Genomic DNA, 18,599 nt, shown 5'->3' with positions numbered 1-18,599 from the left:
CGATTTGCCCTCTTCCTTTTTTAAGATTTTTTCAATTCGTATTGTTTTTTTCTAGCTTCTTTATTGGAAGCTTTCTTGGGTCTACTGGCACCAAAAGTTCCCCTATTGGTCTTTCCTTTTTTTGTTTTAATATCTCCTTTTCCCATAAAATTGTGGTTTAATTTGATTTACATCGAAATTAAAAAAGAGTAAAAAAAATGTCAAGAACTGAGTCTTTTTGCGATAAAGAACTGGAATTCCTTGACTGAATAGCTTCGAATTTTCATCTTTCGTAAGAGATGAAAAGATTGCCAGAAATAAATTGTGACCTAGGCGAGGGAATTGCGAATGAAGCAGCTATTTTTCCTTGGATAGATACCGCCAGCGTGGCCTGTGGTGGACATTTCGGAGACCGGAATTCTATTCTCCAAACACTACTACAAGCAAAAAAAAATGATACGAAAATAGGAGCTCATCCCTCCTATCCTGATAAGGAAAATTTCGGAAGGAAATCAATGGAGATTTCAATGGAAAATCTTCTGGCAAGTATTCAGGAACAGATCAATCTATTCTTAGAAGTCGCTACTGAATTAGGTCTGGAAATAGATCATATCAAGATGCATGGTGCTTTATATAATGATGCAGCTGCCAGTTCTGATCTAGCTGATTCCCTGACCACATTTTATAAACAAGAATATCCAGGCATCCTTATTTTCGTTCCCCCAAATTCCCAGATGGAGCGATTCGCTCTGAAAAAGAATATACCTATCCGAAAAGAAGTCTTTGCTGATAGAGCTTATCAAAATGATTTTTCTTTGGTTTCAAGAAATGTTTCAGGTTCATTATTGACAGATGAAGTTTCAATATCAAAACATCTTCAAAGCATTTTAGAGCAAGATTATATTCAGGCAATTACTGGGGAGAAATTGGCTATTAAAGCCGACACACTTTGTTTTCATGGAGACAACCCCGGCTTATTAGAGTTCTTACCAAAAATCAGAAAGCACTGGTGGAAATGATGCCTAGCTATTTTCAGATTACCCCGACTCTTTCAGAATTCCATTGGGATATGGAGGTTTCGGATGAATTGCTGCAAAGGCAACTCGCACTAAAAGTGAAGTTGGAAGAAAAATTCCAACAGGAAATCATTGATATCAGAATCGGTTTTAAGTCACTTGGAATATCCTGGAAAAAGGAAATGCTAATAGATCGATGGTTCGAAAAAAATGAAATTGATTTCCAGAGCATTACACTTTCCAGCAAAATCTGGAAGATTCCTGTCTGTTATGATGAGGCGCATGGAAAAGATTTGCTCAGCCTTGCTTCCAGTAAAAATATTGAACCTCAAAAACTCATTCATCTTCATTCTACACCGGAATACCGAATTCATTTCTTCGGCTTTTTGCCGGGATTTATGTATTTGGAAGGACTGAATCCACTTTTGCATAGTCCCAGAAAAAAAATACCAGAATTAAGTATTGAACCAGGGTCAGTAGCAATAGGCGGATCACAAACAGGAATTTATCCAAGTGCGAGCCCCGGTGGTTGGCACATCATCGGACAGACACCAATCTCACTTTTTGATCCGACTGCATTTCCCCCAGTTTTTGCTTCACCGGGAGATAAAATCAAGTTCATCTCAATCGATAAAGAAGAGTTTAATGAATTAAAGAGAAACCCTTCCAAACCGAGCTATCAATGAAAAGGGAATTGGCAGAACTCACTGTGATTAAAACAGGCCCTGGTACAAGTATTCAGGATTTAGGAAGAATTGGTTTTTCTGGTTTTGGAGTTCCTGTATCTGGTGCTATGGATGCTTTTGCCATGAAATGGGTGAATTATTTATTAGGAAGCTCGGAGAATGCAGCTGTCATCGAAACACTTCAGCCTGGATTAAAACTTCAATTTAATGCACCCACAAAAATCTGTGTTGGCGGAGCTTTGGCAAAAATTAAACTAAATGAAAATCTGATTTCATTAGATAAAGTAATCCCAGTCGAATCTGGAGATATTTTGGAAATAGGTGCTCAGACTTTGGGAGCCATCAATTACATCGGAATCGAAGGTGGTTTTCAAACAGATGAAATTCTTGGAAGTAGGAGTTTTTACCAAGGAATCACTTCAATCTCCCAGCTTTCTAAAGGAAATAACTTGAGCTATTTCAAAGGAAAAAGTAGCTCAATTACTAAAGGAGCCAAAGTAAAAATAAGCAGAGATTATTTAGAGGACGAGGTTTTGGAAGTTTACAAAGGACCAGAATGGAGGTTTTTGGATACTGAATCCAAAGAAGCTCTTAACTCCTCCACTTTTACACTTTCAAAACTCCTCAATCGAATGGCTTTTCAGATTGAAGAATTGGTTCCAAACCTACTTCAGGAAATGGCAACTGCTCCAGTCTATCCAGGAACAGTTCAATTAACCTCTGGAGGGAAACTGATTGTCTTAATGAAAGATGCCCAGGTGACTGGTGGATATCCTCGGGTTTTACAACTTCCGGAAAAGTCTATAGCACAGCTTTCTCAAAAAAGGGCAGGAAGTAAATTTAGGTTTAAAATAAAATAGCCCCGATTTGCATCGGGGCCTGAAAAAATGTTCCCTGAAATTATCTTCCTCCAGTAGGATCAGAATGATGATTATCCCAGAATCTTTCCCACAACAGAAACATTTCGAACTCAAATTTCTTTCTATTCAACTGAAGCGCTGCCCAATCGACATCTCCTGATTCATCATAATCCTCAAATTCATCAGCCGTATCATATTCATCCCCAGTAAGGAATCCTAAAGAACCCAATGCTCCTACTTGATACATAGAACTTAGATCATCATCGGCATTCAATCCGTAAACCCCCAGTGATTCAATTAGTATATCAGCCTTACCTCTAGCATTTGTTCGACCAGCCGCTTCTCTTACTTTTTGTACTGCTGGCAATAAAAGGCCAATCAAAACTGTTTCAACCCCAGAATTAATTTCCAAGTCAGTAAGTGCTCCATCCAATGACGCTGGATCGATATTTCTTGGTGAAAGTCCCAAAATAAAATCACCCAATTCACCAACTTCAGGTGCTTTTACAGGTGGGATACTATCATTCCAAGGGTTGCCCTTACTGCCACTAGTACCATTACCTATTAACTCAAAGATTTTAGCGACTTTATATTCATGATCTGTAGACTCTCCTTTGATATCTCCAATCTTAAGGTACGCAGCAGACGACCTCAAAGCACCTGCAGCAATATCATATTCAACTTCATGTTCACCGCCAGCTAACGCTTCGTGTTTCCTTTTTGCCAAAATGCTCATCTTATGACCATTTTCCATTACAGCTTCATCAAAAATTCCTATGGATTTTATAATCATCTTTTCTATGAATTCCTCCTTAGTTCTGCTTTCTTCTATCATCGCCTTTCCCATTCCCGGAGATAGGTTTTTCATTAAAGCATAATAAGCCTGTTCTGCAACTTCATAATCATACGCTAGCTTCTGTAAAGCCAACCCATTGTTTCTGCCAATTCTGGCATTTGGGTCTCCTGCATTATCCTCTACTACTGCCTGATCAACGTCGGCAAACAAGGATTCTTCATTTTGTGGATCGCAAGATGTACTAACCAACATTGCTCCAACTCCGATAATAAAAAGATACTTTTTCATGATTTTATAAAATTTGTTTGTTTCGTTTTTTGAAGCTTTCCTGCTTCGGACGATTCAAACATAGGCGGTCTTTTTCTGGGATTTTTGGTAAATAGATGAATGAGGCTTGGCAATTGACGAAATGCAGGTTTCAATTGATAGATTGAAAAAATGCCATTTTTAGCGTTTTTGAGGCCTTTTTTAGCTGTGTTTTTTATTCATCAATTGAAAAAGCCCATCCGTCAATTGAAAACCCGCATTCATTCATCTCAATAAAAAGCAAGTATTTTATTGAGTAGATTTCTAGCCATTCGACTTGAATGATTCAGTCCATTATCTCATTAATTTCATTTTAAGCTTGAACAATATTCCAAATATCACCCCCTCAGATTTTGAAGAGATCTTACTTCATTTTTCCAATTCAATGGTAGAGTTGGAAACTGAAGAGGATATCCTTTGGGACATGGTCAAGAATTGCATTTCGATTTTGGGATTTGAGGATGCTGTGGTTTATCTAGTGGATGAAAGCCAAACATATTTGGAGCAAAAAGCTGCGATTGGCCCTAAGAATCCTGAAGGAAATGAAATCATCAATGCTTTAAGAATAAAAATAGGAGAAGGAGTCACTGGTAAAGTTGCTGCATCAGGCTTACCCTTAATTATCCATGATACCAGAGAAGAGAAAGACTATATCACAGATGATGAATTCCGACTTTCCGAGATTGCTGTTCCTATCCTTCTAGAAGGAAAAGTGATTGGAGTCATCGATAGTGAAAATTCGGCAGCTAATTATTTTACAGAGCATCATTTAAAAATCCTTTTGGCTGTTGCCTCGATTTATGCCAGCCAAATAGCACGAACGAGAGCATTAAAATCTATTAAAGAGTCTGAATTCGAGCGATGGAAAATTCAACAAAAAGCAAATAGACTTCAAATAGAAGCAATTTCTGCACAGCTTAGTCCTCATTTTGTTTTCAATTCTCTCAATGCCATCCAGCATTACATCCTTCTTGAGGACAAGAGAAAATCTCTTCGATTTTTAAGCATTTTCGGCAAATTACTTCGGTACTTCATGAGCCAACTTCACGAAGAATCAGTCAAAGTATCCGAGGAATTACAAATGCTGAATTGGTATCTACAGCTTCAGAAATTGAGATATGATGACAAACTGAGTTATTCCATCTCTGAAGGAAATCTCAACGATCATCCTCATGCCAAAATCCCCGCGATTATAGTTCAAAGTTTGATTGAGAATCTATTAGAGGAGCATATCTCTAAATCCAATGGGAATTCTGAAATCGAAATCTCATTTCACGTTTCAAATCAGGAAGTAAAATTTGATGTACTTATCAAGTATAAATCCTCTGAGTCCGATACGCAGCAGTCATCTTCTTATTTCAAAAGTTTGACTCCGTGGGAAGATTATGTTAATATGCTTAATGAAATCAGACCTTTTGAGATCAAATCAAAAGTCACTGAATCAAGTAATCCCAGCAGCGAGGGAAATATAAAAGCTGTACAACTTATTTTTCCAAACTTGGCTATTCCATGAAAGCAATTTTCCTCGGAGTACTTTTCAGCTTTCTAATTACTCTTTCTTCCCTTGCTCAGGTTAGTCCCTTTCCCTATCAAATTCCTGTTTATCCAAAAGTCTTGGTCTTAGATTCAGCAATGAGCATTGAGGAGATTCTTGAAAACCGCTCTCAATTGGAATTTATCACTACCGAGAATTTGGGAATTGCCTTGCCTGGAAAAGTTTATTGGTTTGAAATCGACTTGGAAAATCAGTTAGAAAAAATTGCTTCCCAGGATTCTATTTACTTCTATCCAAGTTCGGTGGTAAAAGGAGCTCTTTTCATCCGCAGAAATGGACAGATGGTTGGTCTTTCATTCAATCGATTGGAAGAAAACGATTTGCATCAGACGAATCTTGAAAGTCCTTTATATTTCCCAATCGCCAAATCAGAAATCCCCGCTGACCTGAAACTGTATTTACTGGCAATCTATGTACGGACTACCCCAAATCTTTCCAATGTCAAATTCGCTTTTAGTAGCCCTGAAGCACATAATACTTTTTCTAATTTCATCCGAATCAGCTCTTTTAAAAGCCAAGTGCTTGCATTTTTCTTTCTTGGAGTTGCCAGTGTATTGATGGTTTTTAATCTGATTCTCTTTTTCAATATGAAAGAGCGTCAATACATTTATTATGGACTCTTTTTATTATTCCAATTGATCTATTACTCCAGAATCAGTCCCTATTTAGCTGCTAATTTTGGATATGAATACCCTCACTTTTTCTTTTGGTTGACAACCGTTTCACAGATCTTGATCAATACTTTTTACCTTATGTTTATCCGTCACTTTCTGGAATTACCTAAAAAGCTTCCGAAGTTCGATAGGATTGTAAAACTCGTTGCCATTTTGTTGATAGCATTCCTTGTACAGGAAAGTCTGCTGGTCTGGAATGATCCCTATAGCCTGCTTCAAGCTCGCCTGATGAACTGGCAACGTTATTTTATGGCAGCTTTTGCATTTATCGGTGTCGGATACCTTTGGAAAGTTTACCAAGTCAAGCTGGTTTACTTTGTTTTGGGAGGCACAATTGTCTTTACCACTGGCGCTCTTTTGACCATGTTTTTGATGGACCTGGATTACATGATCACTGGTTCTGCAATCGAAAGTACCATTTTCGCACTGGGTCTATCCTACAAAATCAAAACGATCAGCTCAGAAAAAAGGGCTGCTGAATTGGAGACTTTTCAAACCCGACTTGGCGCACTCAGAGCTCAGATCAATCCGCATTTTATATTCAATAGTCTAAGTTCTATTCAGCATTTGATAAGCAGTGGTCAAAAAGAGGCAGCCTTAAAATACCTTTCCAAATTCAGCAAGTTTGTCCGGCAGATTTTAGAGAATTCTCTGGATGTCCATGTGACATTGGAAAAGGAAATCGAACTGCTCAAAGTCTATTTAGATCTGGAATCTTTACGTTTTGACCATGCCTTTTCCTATGAGATAATCACACCCAAAGATTCTGAAATCTGCTTTGAAGAGGTACCGATGATGATTATTCAGCCTTTTGTAGAAAATGCGATCAAACATGGACTGATGGCAAAAGAATCAGAGGACAAAAAACTTTGGATCAGATTTTTTGATTCACCGGAATTCATAATCTGTGAAGTAGAAGACAATGGAATTGGTAGAGAAGCAGCACAAAAACTAAAAGGAACCAATTATCGCCCCTCTAGAGGAATGAGCCTGACACATGAGCGCTTGAGGCTCGGTAATAAATGGACAGAATCAGAAGAGTATATCTTCTTTGAGGATAAAAATCCCGGTACCAAAGTGATCATTAAAATCCCTAAGCAATGAAAACACTACAAGTGATTATCGTTGAGGATGAATTTCATAGTAGAGAAACCCTCAAAGCCTTTCTCAAAGAATACTGTCCGGAGGTTGTTGTAATGGATACAGCTTCTACAGTTCAGGAAGCAGTAGAGAAAATTTCCAGCCTGCGCCCCAATTTGGTATTTATGGACATTGAGCTTCAGACTGGTACTGGCTTCGATGTTTTGCAGCAAGTAAAGCATTTGGACTTCCATCTCATTTTTACTACAGCCTTTGAGCATTATGCCATCAAGGCAATTAAATTCAGTTCCATCGATTACCTTCTCAAACCAATCGATTTGGAAGAGCTTTTGGAGGCTGTCCAAAAAGCCAAGTCTCTTATCGAATCTGAATCCAGGCAAAATCTCTTGGAAAATCTGCTGAATAATTTTCAGTCGCCAAGTCTTGAAAACAGAAAAATCTGTCTTTCCACCGCAGAAGGTGTTGAATTCATTCCAGCAAATCAGATCAGCTATTGCGAAGCAAATGGGTCTTATACAGATTTTCATTTGACAGATGACCGGAAACTTGTAGTCAGCAAAAACCTCAAAGAATATGAAAATATCTTGGGAGACTTAAATTTTATGAGAGTTCACAATAGCTTTTTAATCAATCTTTCAGAAGTCAAAAAGTTTGTGAGATCCGAAGGCGGCTACATCGTGATGAACAATGAAAAGCAAGTCAGCATCTCAAACTCCAAGCGTGAAGAATTCATGAAACGAATGGGAATTTAGATTTCTGAGAAAAATAATTTCAGAAAAAGTCTCTCCTAGATTTGAGCAAAGTCAAATAGCCTGCTATCTTAACGTATCACTATTTCAACCCAAAAACCATGGATGCTGGCTTAAAATCAAAGATTTTGTCGCAGGGCATGAACCCTGATGTTGTAGAACAACAAATTGGCCATTTCAAAAATGGCTTTCCTTTTTTAAAAATCGTGGCTCCTGCTACTCCTGGAAATGGAATCAAAGTACTGAGCGAAAAGGAATTGGCTCATTTCAAAAAAACCTATCCTGAAAAAGCTTCTCAAATTGAAGTTGTCAAGTTTGTACCTGCCAGTGGTGCAGCTTCCAGAATGTTCAAAGATCTTTTCTCATTTCTGGATGGTGATGGAGATATCTCCAAATCTTCCTTTGTTCAGAAGTTTATGAATAACATCGAGAAGTTTGCCTTTTATGATGACTTGGACAATGTGCTGAAAGAGGAAGGCAGCAGTATTGCTTTGAAGTTGGACACCAAAGACTACAAAGGCATATTGGCAGCTTTGCTTTTGGATGAGGGATTGGGCTATGGAAATTTACCCAAAGGGCTTTTGAGATTCCATTCCTATCCAGATGGAAGAAGGACTCCAGCCTATGAGCATTTGATTGAAGGTATTCAATACGCAACCGGAGCAGGAAACACAGTGAAAATCCATTTTACTGTTTCTCCTGAACATGAGGAAAAATTCAAAGCAGAAATTGCTTCCATCCTGCCAAAGCTTGAAAAAGATCACGGAATCAATTTCGATATCAGTTATTCCCAGCAGAAAAAGTCAACAGACACCATTGCTGTTTCGATGGATAATTCACCATTTCTAGAGGATGATGGAAGCTTGCTTTTCAGACCTGCAGGTCATGGAGCTTTACTAGAAAATTTAAATGATATTTCTGCTGATTTAATTTTCATAAAGAATATCGACAATGTGGTGCCAGATAGACTCAAAGGTGAAACCAAAGATTACAAGATGGCTATTGGTGGTCTTCTTTTAGAAATCCAGGAAAGAGTTTTCGAAGCATTACTAGGTTTGAGTAAAGGAATGGATGAGGAAGCCGTAAAACATGCCGAACATGTATTTTCCCATCATTTAGGCGCAAAACTCCCTTCAGATTTTTCGGGAAAATCCACTTCAGAAAGAGGAGCTTATCTAAAATCCAAATTGAACCGACCTATCCGTGTCTGTGGTATGGTAAAAAATACTGGTGAACCAGGTGGCGGTCCATTCTGGGTAGAAGAATCGGATGGTTCGCTATCACTTCAGATTGCGGAAACAGCTCAGATTGATCTGAGCGATCCTGCTACCAAAGAGCATTTCCAAGGTTCTACACACTTTAACCCTGTAGATCTGGTTTGTGGTACCAAGGATTTTGAAGGGAATGAATTTGATCTGTTAGAGTATCGGGATATGATGACTGGCTTTATTACAGAAAAATCAAAAAGTGGCAGAGATCTCAAAGCTTTGGAACTTCCAGGCTTATGGAATGGCGCCATGGCTGGTTGGAATACCTTGTTTGTGGAAGTGCCTTTGATCACTTTCAATCCAGTCAAAACAGTAAACGACTTACTAAGAGACGAACATCAATAATTTCGGATTGCTGATTTCGGATTTCGGATTGAATTCTGTACAAACCCGAAATCCGAAATCAAATATCCCAAATCAAGTTACTCTTCTTTTTTCCCTTCGTAGAGATCGTATTTCAATAGGCGACAATCAATGGTGCCGTTCCAAAATTCGATTCTTCTACTGGCTTTTAATCCGACTTTCTTAGCCAGCTCCATATTACCAGTAAAAATATAACCTCTGTAACCGGGGCACTTTTGTTTCATGTAATCCCCCATTCTTTTATAGGTTTCCTCTAGTTCCAGACTTTCTCCAAGTCTCTGGCCATATTCAGGATTAAAAATGACTACACCTCTGGGTCTTTCTGGGATTTCTGTTTCAGCAAAGTCACAAACCTTAAACTCGATCATATGATCAACTCCAGCAACAATTGCATTTTCCTTTGCGAAAGCTATGGCTTGAAGTGAAAGGTCAGAAGCAATGATTTTAACTTCAGGAACTTCCATGATCTTTTTTTCAAGCTTTCTCTTTTTGGCTTGATATGCTTCATCCTGATATCCCAAAATATATTGGAAGGAGTAATTATCTCTATACAATCCTGGATAACGTTTGGTAGCCAAAAGAGCTGCTTCGATAGCTAAGGTTCCGGAACCGCACATGGGATTTACAAAAGGAACTCTCGTATTCCACTCCGTCGCAAAAATCGAAGCTGCTGCCAAAGCTTCTAACATCGGCGCTTTTCCAGGGATTTTTCTATAGCCGTGTTTGGCAATTGTTTCACCTGAGGTATTGATATACATGGATGCTTGAGTTCCTTTCCAATAAAGTTGGAAAACCAAGCCCTGAAAATCGGATCCTGAATCAGGTCTTCTGCCAGTTTTGTCCCTGAAACGATCTACAATGGCATCTTTCACCCTGACGTTTACAAACATTGGATTATTGACACTTTCATTGTCTACCACAGAGCTTACAGAAAAATAACCATCAACATCCAAGTACTCCTCCCACTCTATTGCCTTTACTTTTCTATAGATGTCGTCAGCATTTTGGAGGTAGAAAGATTTGATTTCAAAAAGCACTTGGGAGGCGGTTCTCAAATGCATGTTTAAGTCCATACATTCTTCCAAACTGGCCTTCAATTCTATGCCTGTACGGCTGACAGATTCAGGCACAAAACCCAGTTCTCTAACTTCTTTTTCCAGGTATGTCGCAAAGCGATCTTTACAGGTAATGAATACTTTTCCTCGTTGGTCAAAATCAAGCATGTGCAAAAGTAAGAAAGTTCATCCGATTCTTTCCCCATTCAAAATAGGGATCTCTCATTCATCGATTTTTAAGGCTGAAACTCGAAAACGTTTGCGTAAATTGAAAACAGTGTAAGTTGTTCGGGCGGGTTGAAATCAGGAATTTTAACCTATCCCTAAATCAAAAAATTTATGAAAAAAGCCCAAAATCTATTCCTTATAATGCTTTCAGGTGTCTTATTGATGGCATGTTCCATTGAACCAAAAGTCGAGGATGATTGGAAAGATTTGTTTAATGGAAAAGACCTGACTGGATGGAAACCAGTAGCTGGTACTGCCACATTTGAAGTTGTAGATGGTGTCATCGAAGGATCCGCAGTTGCAGGATCTCCAAATACCTTTTTGATTACCGAAGAAACTTTCGGCGATTATATTTTAGAACTTGATTTAAAAGTAGAAAACCCTACCAGTAATTCCGGCGTAATGGCCCGCGGTCAATATGATCCTGCAGCTAGAGACGGCAAAGGCCTGGTTTTTGGATATCAAATTGAAGCAGATCCAAGTGATCGTGCTTGGTCTGCAGGAATTTATGACGAAGCAAGAAGAGGTTGGTTATATCCTCTTGATTTGAACCCTGCTGCAAAATCCCTATTTAAAATGGGAGAATTTAATCATTACCGAATCGAAGTAATCGGTGATGAAATCAAAACTTGGTTGAATGGTCAAGAGGTTGCCTATGTCGTTGATGACATGGATAAAACCGGTTTTGTAGGACTTCAGGTACACAGTATCAGAAACCCAGAAGATGAAGGAAATAAGACCTACTTTAAAAACGTAAGAATCAAAACCACAAATTTAGATCCTCAACCATTCAATTCTTCGATTTATGTGGTCAACAATAGATTGAATGAACTGACTGATTACGAGAAAAATACTGGTTGGAAATTATTGTTTAACGGACAAAACTCTGAAGGTTGGAAAGGTGCTTATAAAGAGACATTCCCTGATTTTGGTTGGTCTGTAAATGACGGCATTCTTACTATCGCCGCTTCAGATGGAAAGGAATCAGCAAATGCCGGAGACATTGTAACTACTGAGGAGTTTTCTGCTTTTGACTTGGGATTTGAATTCAAATTAACCGAAGGAGCAAACAGTGGATTAAAGTACTTTGTCACTCTTTCTGAAGGAAATAAAGGATCTGCAATAGGTTTGGAATATCAAATCTTAGACGACGAGATGCACCCAGATGCGAAAATGGGTAGAGATGGAAACAGAACCCTTGCTAGTCTTTATGATTTGATCACTGCAGACAAGCAGCCTAGATTTATGAATCCAATTGGAGAATGGAATAAAGGTCGAGTTGTGGTTGAGCCAAATAATCATGTCACTCATTATTTGAATGGTGTCAAAGTTTTGGAATACGATCGTGGATCTCAGGAATTCAGAGATTTAGTAGCAATCAGCAAGTATAAAATCTGGCCTAATTTCGGCGAAGCAGAGCAAGGTCATATTCTATTGCAGGATCATGGAAATGAAGTAAGCTTCAAAAACATTAAAATCAAGACATTAAACTAAAGCCCAGAATAACGATGAAGAACAATAGAAGGGAATTTATCAAGAAATCAGCTGCAGCAACTGTGGGGATTTCAGCACTTGGAAGTCTAGGTTTTTCAGCGAAAAGTTATGGAAATATCTTAGGTGCAAATGAAAGAATCAATGTCGCAATTGCTGGCTTAGGAAGAAGATTGGGAGCCTATTATGAACCAATCAAACTTCCTAAAACCAATGTAAACCTGATGTATCTCTGTGATGTGATGGAGTCACAGATGACTAAAGCAGCTCAGAATTTCTCAAAACACATTGATTATCAACCTAAGCTGGAAGGCAATATCATGAAGGTATTGGAGGATAAGGAAGTTGATGCTTTGATCAACGCTACTCCTGACCACTGGCATGCACCAGGTACTTGGTTAGCTTCTGAAAGAGGAAAGCATGTCTATGTGGAGAAACCTTGTAGTCATAATCCAAGAGAAGGTGAAATCTTAATTGCCATCCAGAAAAAATATGGAAATGTGATCCAGATGGGAAATCAGCAGCGATCCGCTCCTGAAAGTATAGAGATCATCAAAGCCATTCATGGAGGAGCTATTGGAAAAGTATCAATGGCAAAGGCTTTCTACAGCAATTCTCGTGGAGCTGTAGTAAACCCTACTCCTGCTGCACCACCGCAAGGTTTGGATTGGGAATTGTTCCAAGGACCTGCTCCAAGAAGAGCTTATACTCACGATACTTGGGATTACAACTGGCATTGGTACGGATGGGATTATGGAACAGCCGAGACTGGTAATAATGCCACTCACGAATTGGACGTAGCGAGATGGGCTTTGCAGGTAGACTATCCTACCAAAGTATCTACGGTTGGAGGCAAATATCACTTCCCTGAAGATGGCTGGACCATGTATGACACATTGGAGGCAACCTATCAGTTTGAAAATGGATCAGTAATCCAATGGGATGGAAAAAGCCGAAACAACTACAAAACCTATGGAACTGACAGAGGAACTATTATTTATGGTTCTGAAGGTACCGTCTATGTGGATCGTGGTGGATACAAGCATTACGATAGATCAGGAAAACTTGTCAAAGAGAACATATCTGGAAATAATGAAGGTGGAACGCAGCTTGGAGGCGGTGGGGACATGAGTACAATCCATGTTGCCAATTTCTTTGAGGCAATCCGAGGCACGGAGAAGCAAAATTCTACCATTGAAGAAGGGGCTGTCAGCACCTTATTATGTCATTTGGCAAACATCTCCTATAGAACTGGTGAATCATTGATTTGTAACCCAACTAATGGGCATATCTTAAACTCCAACGATGCAAAAGCACTGTGGACAAGGGAATATGAAAAAGGCTGGGAACCGCCAACAGTTTGATAAATCAAACTTTTGATCAAAAACCATAAAAACACCTGTCAACTACCATATTGACAGGTGTTTTTTTTGTTTTCATGCATTAATTAAAAATTTTCAATAAGTCAAAAACCGTTAAAATTTCCACATTTTTTCAATCTCTTTCTTAGCATATCCGCAACTATTTAAAGGGTAATTTATCATTTAAATAATTTTTCTGAAATCTGATTATCGGCTCAAATTAAAGGCGCAATCGATTGCGTAAAATCCACTAGCTTCTTTATAGCATAACTCTCTAATTTGAAAAGGTTATCACTGAAAATTAACGTCTATCTAGGCATTTAAACCATTCATGTAACCACTTTGAGTACAACCTAAACCTTATTTACAACAAAACCCCAAAATTATGAGGCCTAAATTTTACACTAACCTATTGGTAGTGATGCTTCTGTTCTTCGGTGCGTTTAGCACTTATGCTCAGAATGCACAAGTGACGGGTACAGTTTCGGATGAAACTGGCTCTCCTCTTCCAGGAGTTACAATCCTGGTAAAAGGTACTACGAGAGGTACCACAACCGACCTCGATGGAAAGTACACCATTGCTGCTTCTTCCAACGAGACTTTGGTTTTCTCATTCATTGGATATACTCCTTTAGAAATGAGTGTAGGAAATCAGAGCACAATAGACGTAACCTTGGAACCAGATCTTGCTGACTTAGAAGAAGTCGTAGTTGTAGGATATGGTACTGCCAAGAAAAGTCAATTGACAGGTGCTATTTCTTCTGTAGGTTCCAAAGAAATCCAAGAATTACCGATCACAGACGCCAGACAAGCTTTGCAAGGTAGAGCTGCCGGTGTCGATGTAACTCAACCAGGTTCTAAGCCAGGTTCTGCACCACAGGTGAGAATTAGAGGTAGAAGATCTTTCAACGCATCTAATGAGCCTTTGTATGTAATTGATGGAATCCCAGTAGTTGGTGGATTGAATGATATCAACCCACAGGATATTACATCTATGGAAGTATTGAAAGATGCATCTGCAACAGCTATTTACGGTTCCAGAGGTTCCAATGGAGTTGTTTTGATCACAACTAAAAGAGGTACAAAAGGAAAGACGGTAGTTTCTCTTGATTCTTATTACGGTATGAATAAAGAGTTAGGAAGAATTGATGTTTTCAATGGTGCTGAATTCGCAGAATATAAAAGAGAATCAAGAAGAACCAGCGGTGAATATCCAGCTGGACCTGCAACTCCTGCAGCTGATGAATCACTTTTTGAACCAATTGAATTAGATGGAATTGCCACTGGAAGAAGCACTGATTATGTTGGTGGACTTTTGAGAAATGGTGCCATCCAAAGCCATCAAGTAGGTATTAGTGGTGGATCTGATAAAACTACCTTCTTTGTATCTGCTAACTATTTCAATGATAAAGGTGTAATCATCAACCAAGATTATACTCGATATACTTTCAGAGCGAATATTGATCACTCTATCAATAAGAAAATCAAGTTTGGTACTTCAACATTGGTTTCATACAGTGAAAGAAATGGTGAGAACTTTAACCCACTAGGTGGAGCTTTGGCTGAAAACCCATTGGGTAAGCCTTTTGATGAAGACGGAAATATTATTTTCCTACCTACATCTGATGGTTTGAGAACAAACCCATTTGCTGAGATTGTCCCAGGAGCTCAAGAAGATTTAACGAAGAATTATAGAATCTTCAACAGTATTTTCGCGAATTATGAAATCATTCCAGGCTTAAATTATAGACTGGTTTTTGGTCCTGATATCACAATCAGCAGAAATGGTAGATTCACTGGATCCCAAACAAATGCAAGACGTGGTGGTGATGCCACAGGTAGTGTTAATGATGAGTTCACTTTCAATTACACCTTGGAAAACATCTTAACCTATACTAAGACTTTCAATGAAGTTCACAATTTGAATTTGACTGCACTTCAGTCCATTCAGAAAGATCGTTATGAGCAGACTACTGTAAGTGTACAGGGTATTCCAGCAGAATCTCAATTATTCCATAGACTAGGCGATGCATCCCTGATTACAGGAGCAAACACCAATCTTAGAGAGTGGGCTTTGATGTCTTTTATGGGAAGAATTAATTATGATTACAAAAACAAATACCTAATTACTGCCACTTTGAGAGCAGATGGTAGCTCCAGATTCGGTGAAAACAATAAGTTTGGTTATTTCCCTTCTGTTGCTGTTGGTTGGAATGTGCACTCTGAAAGCTTTATGCAGAACTCCTCAACTATTGATCAGTTGAAGTTCAGAGTTTCTTATGGATCAATCGGTAATCAAGCGATCAATCCTTATCAGACACAAGCTTTATTAGGTAGAACAAGTTATGCTTTTGATAATTCAGCTGCATATGGTTATAGACCAAATACGATTGGTAATCCTGACTTGAGATGGGAATCTTCTACAACCTTCAACCTAGGTCTTGATTTCGCACTTTGGAAAAGCAGAGTATTCGGTTCATTCGAATATTATATCACCAATACTTCAGATTTGTTGGCTCCACAGCCACTTCCTAACTCGACTGGATTTGGTGGATTTACAACCAACATTGGTGAGACACAAAACAGAGGTATCGAGTTGACCTTATCTACTTTGAATGTTGAAAAAGGAGATTTCTCTTGGTCCACAGATTTGATATTTACCAGAAACAGAGAGGAAATCATTTCTCTTCCAAATGGTGATGATATCTCAGCAGGAAGATTTATTGGTCAGCCATTGACAATTTTCTATGACTGGAACAAGATCGGTATTTGGCAAACTTCTGAAACTGATTTAGCAACTTCTTTTGGAGACAAACCAGGTGAAATTAAGGTTGAAGACATCAACGGAGATAATAAAATCAATGCTGATGACAGACAGTTCTTAGGTTCTGTTGTACCTGATTTTGCTTTGGGTATGACCAACAGATTTTCTTACAAAGGATTTGATCTTTCCTTCTTCTTGTATGGTAGATTCGGATTTATGATTCGTTCTCAGTTCCACACAAGCAACAATACATTGGCTGGAAGATATAACAACTTGGACGTAGATTACTGGACTCCTGATAATCCTACTAATGATTTCCCAAGACCAAACGTGAATCAAGAAAATGCGAAATATGCGTCTTCAATGCAATATTTTGATGGAACATTTATCAAAGTGAGAAACATCAACTTTGGTTATAATTTCACACCAGAGGCTGCAAAGAAAATCGGAATGAGTAGCTTGAGAATTTACACAAGTATTCAGCAACCATTCATTTTCGCAGAATATAGATCAAGGTACAAAGGGATAGATCCTGAAGTATTCATGGATGGTGAGCAAGGTGTAGGAGCAGGAACAGTCAATTCAAATGTTTCCCCTGCTGTGACTTCTTTCACATTTGGTATCAATGCAAAATTCTAATCAGCGATGAAAAAATTAGCAATAAAATTAAACTTCTGGGCTAAATCTACAGCCCTTATATTAGGCATCTCAGTCATGTCTGCATGTAGCGGATTCTTGGATGAAGATGTGGTATCGCAAATCGGAAACGATTATTTGAGTACTCCGAAAGGATTAAACGATGGTATCAATGCTGCTTATAGTACAATGAGAGCATGGTACGGTACTGAAAGGGGTAATAACTTCACCATTTTTGGAACTGACACTTATACCAATGGTGCTGATGGTTCATGGAAATTCATGAATACTTACACCAATCAGTTTGATTCTCAAAATGGACATGCTCGTGAACTTTGGGATGAATTTTATAGAGGAATCAATACTTGTAATGCAGTGATCGAAAGATCTGTTAATGTTACAGGTGTTTCTGCAGAAGTTGTAATGCAAAGAGTTTCTGAAGCAAAATTTATCAGAGCTCACCATTACTTTATCTTGGTGCAGTTATTTGGAGGTGTGGATCTTCAGCTAGAAGAAACAAAAGTTCCTACTAAAGAAGTGACTAGAGCTTCAGTAGCATCTATTTACGCAGCTATTATTCAGGATCTTGAAGAAGCTATTCCAAATTTGGAAGCAAAAGCAAAATCTTCTGATTATGGTCGTGCAACTCGTCCTGCTGCTGAACACCTATTGGGCAGAGTATATTTAACCAAAGCTACTTCAGAAGCTGGTGAAGCATCAGATTACGCTAAAGCGGAAACACTTCTACAAAGTGTAATTGATAATTACGGAATCAAATTACTTCCTGATTTTGGTGATGTTCACGCTTTCGGAAATGAAATTAACGATGAAGTGATCTTCTCTACTCAATACACAAGAGATCCATTGACAAATGGCGGGGGAAATAATGCTCACGTATTCTTCTTGATGGAATATGACGTTCAGCCAGGAATGATTAGAGATACTGAAAATGGTCGTCCTTTCAAGAGATATAGACCAACAGATTATACTCTAAATGTGATTTTCGCAGATCGTGAAAATGATTCTAGATACTATAAATCTTACAGAGATGTATTCCTTTCAAACAGACCAGGTACCTATAATACCACATTTGATAAATCAAAAGAGACTGTAACTTTTGCAGCAGGAGATACAACTATGTGGTTACCAGGATACAATATGCCTGCATCTGAAAGAGCGAAATATCCTTATCAAGTATTGACTCCAGAGTTATATACAGAAAGATTATTCCCTGCTTTGAGAAAGCATATGGATCCAGGAAGAGCCGATAGAACTCAATTTGAAGGTGGTAGAGATTACATTGCAATGAGATTGGCTGACACCTATCTTCTACTTGCAGAAGCTCAGTTCCGTCAAGGTAAAATCGGTCCTGCAACTGAAAACATCAATGTGATCAGAAGAAGAGCTGCATATCCTGGCAAAGAAGCTGAAATGGAAATCTCAGAATCTGAATTGACTTTCGAGTTTATCACAGAAGAAAGAGAAAGAGAATTGATCGGTGAGCAAAGCAGATGGTTGGATTTGAAGCGTTGGGGTATTTTGATTGAACGTGTAAAAATGTACAATCCACAAGGTGCTCCAAACATCCAAGACTTCCATGTTTTGAGACCGATTCCTCAAAATCAAATAGATAGGGCTGAAGGCGGTGCATCTGCATTCCCTCAAAACCCAGGTTATTAATAGTAGATAGGGTTGTAAATAATAAAAGCTG

General features: G+C 38.6%; 14 protein-coding genes. 11 read left to right on the top strand and 3 right to left on the bottom strand.

Translation table 11 applies throughout. The annotated features are described in order from the left end of the window. Positions 1-20 precede the first annotated feature (20 nt). Positions 21-146 carry a 30S ribosomal protein THX gene (locus J0A69_RS13485; protein WP_206587131.1) on the bottom strand — a complete coding sequence of 42 codons (126 nt, stop codon included), beginning with the start codon at positions 144-146 and terminating at the stop codon, positions 21-23. Positions 147-278: 132 nt separating this feature from the next. Here J0A69_RS13485 and J0A69_RS13480 point away from each other — a divergent pair, with 132 nt between their 5' ends. The 3 genes from J0A69_RS13480 to J0A69_RS13470 are packed head-to-tail and all read left to right on the top strand — an operon-like array spanning position 279 to position 2,541. Next, positions 279-998: a LamB/YcsF family protein gene (locus J0A69_RS13480; RefSeq protein WP_206587130.1), complete on the top strand. Its 720-nt coding sequence runs from the start codon at positions 279-281 to the stop codon at positions 996-998. Then, positions 995-1,681, top strand: coding sequence for a 5-oxoprolinase subunit PxpB (pxpB, locus tag J0A69_RS13475; RefSeq protein WP_206587129.1), 687 nt, complete (start codon positions 995-997; stop codon positions 1,679-1,681). Before J0A69_RS13480 ends, pxpB begins: the two co-directional genes overlap by 4 nt. Then, complete coding sequence (locus J0A69_RS13470; RefSeq protein WP_206587128.1) at positions 1,678-2,541, top strand: 5-oxoprolinase subunit C family protein; 864 nt, start codon at positions 1,678-1,680, stop codon at positions 2,539-2,541. Before pxpB ends, J0A69_RS13470 begins: the two co-directional genes overlap by 4 nt. A gap of 40 nt (positions 2,542-2,581) precedes the next feature. Here J0A69_RS13470 and J0A69_RS13465 read toward each other — a convergent pair whose 3' ends face one another. Next, entirely contained in the window at positions 2,582-3,625 is a 1,044-nt protein-coding gene (locus J0A69_RS13465; RefSeq protein ID WP_206587127.1) for a hypothetical protein, read from the bottom strand. A 337-nt stretch (positions 3,626-3,962) separates the two neighbouring features. On the opposite strand from J0A69_RS13465, the gene J0A69_RS13460 reads away from it, so the two are divergent. From J0A69_RS13460 to J0A69_RS13445, 4 genes are all read left to right on the top strand, one after another. Further along, positions 3,963-5,156 (top strand): histidine kinase, encoded by a 1,194-nt coding sequence (locus J0A69_RS13460; RefSeq protein WP_206587126.1) that lies wholly within the window; start codon positions 3,963-3,965, stop codon positions 5,154-5,156. Further along, complete coding sequence (locus J0A69_RS13455; protein WP_206587125.1) at positions 5,153-6,976, top strand: sensor histidine kinase; 1,824 nt, start codon at positions 5,153-5,155, stop codon at positions 6,974-6,976. Before J0A69_RS13460 ends, J0A69_RS13455 begins: the two co-directional genes overlap by 4 nt. Then, entirely contained in the window at positions 6,973-7,725 is a 753-nt protein-coding gene (locus J0A69_RS13450) for a LytR/AlgR family response regulator transcription factor (protein ID WP_206587124.1), read from the top strand. The genes J0A69_RS13455 and J0A69_RS13450 overlap by 4 nt, the downstream gene beginning before the upstream one ends. 98 nt (positions 7,726-7,823) lie before the next feature. Continuing rightward, entirely contained in the window at positions 7,824-9,335 is a 1,512-nt protein-coding gene (locus J0A69_RS13445) for a DUF4301 family protein (RefSeq protein WP_206587123.1), read from the top strand. Positions 9,336-9,412: 77 nt separating this feature from the next. Here J0A69_RS13445 and J0A69_RS13440 read toward each other — a convergent pair whose 3' ends face one another. Further along, positions 9,413-10,576, bottom strand: coding sequence for a THUMP domain-containing class I SAM-dependent RNA methyltransferase (locus J0A69_RS13440; RefSeq protein WP_206587122.1), 1,164 nt, complete (start codon positions 10,574-10,576; stop codon positions 9,413-9,415). Between the two features lie 171 nt (positions 10,577-10,747). On the opposite strand from J0A69_RS13440, the gene J0A69_RS13435 reads away from it, so the two are divergent. From J0A69_RS13435 to J0A69_RS13420, 4 genes are all read left to right on the top strand, one after another. Further along, entirely contained in the window at positions 10,748-12,130 is a 1,383-nt protein-coding gene (locus tag J0A69_RS13435) for a 3-keto-disaccharide hydrolase (RefSeq protein ID WP_206587121.1), read from the top strand. A gap of 14 nt (positions 12,131-12,144) precedes the next feature. Further along, positions 12,145-13,491, top strand: coding sequence for a Gfo/Idh/MocA family protein (locus J0A69_RS13430; RefSeq protein WP_206587120.1), 1,347 nt, complete (start codon positions 12,145-12,147; stop codon positions 13,489-13,491). A 382-nt stretch (positions 13,492-13,873) separates the two neighbouring features. Continuing rightward, positions 13,874-16,891: a SusC/RagA family TonB-linked outer membrane protein gene (locus J0A69_RS13425; protein WP_206587119.1), complete on the top strand. Its 3,018-nt coding sequence runs from the start codon at positions 13,874-13,876 to the stop codon at positions 16,889-16,891. Positions 16,892-16,897: 6 nt separating this feature from the next. Then, on the top strand, positions 16,898-18,568 hold the full coding sequence (locus tag J0A69_RS13420; protein WP_206587118.1) for a RagB/SusD family nutrient uptake outer membrane protein: 1,671 nt from the start codon (positions 16,898-16,900) through the stop codon (positions 18,566-18,568). Positions 18,569-18,599 lie beyond the last annotated feature (31 nt).

The organism is Algoriphagus pacificus (assembly GCF_017254845.1).
Taxonomy (GTDB): domain Bacteria; phylum Bacteroidota; class Bacteroidia; order Cytophagales; family Cyclobacteriaceae; genus Algoriphagus; species Algoriphagus pacificus.
This window is presented reverse-complemented; position numbering and strand designations above follow the sequence as displayed.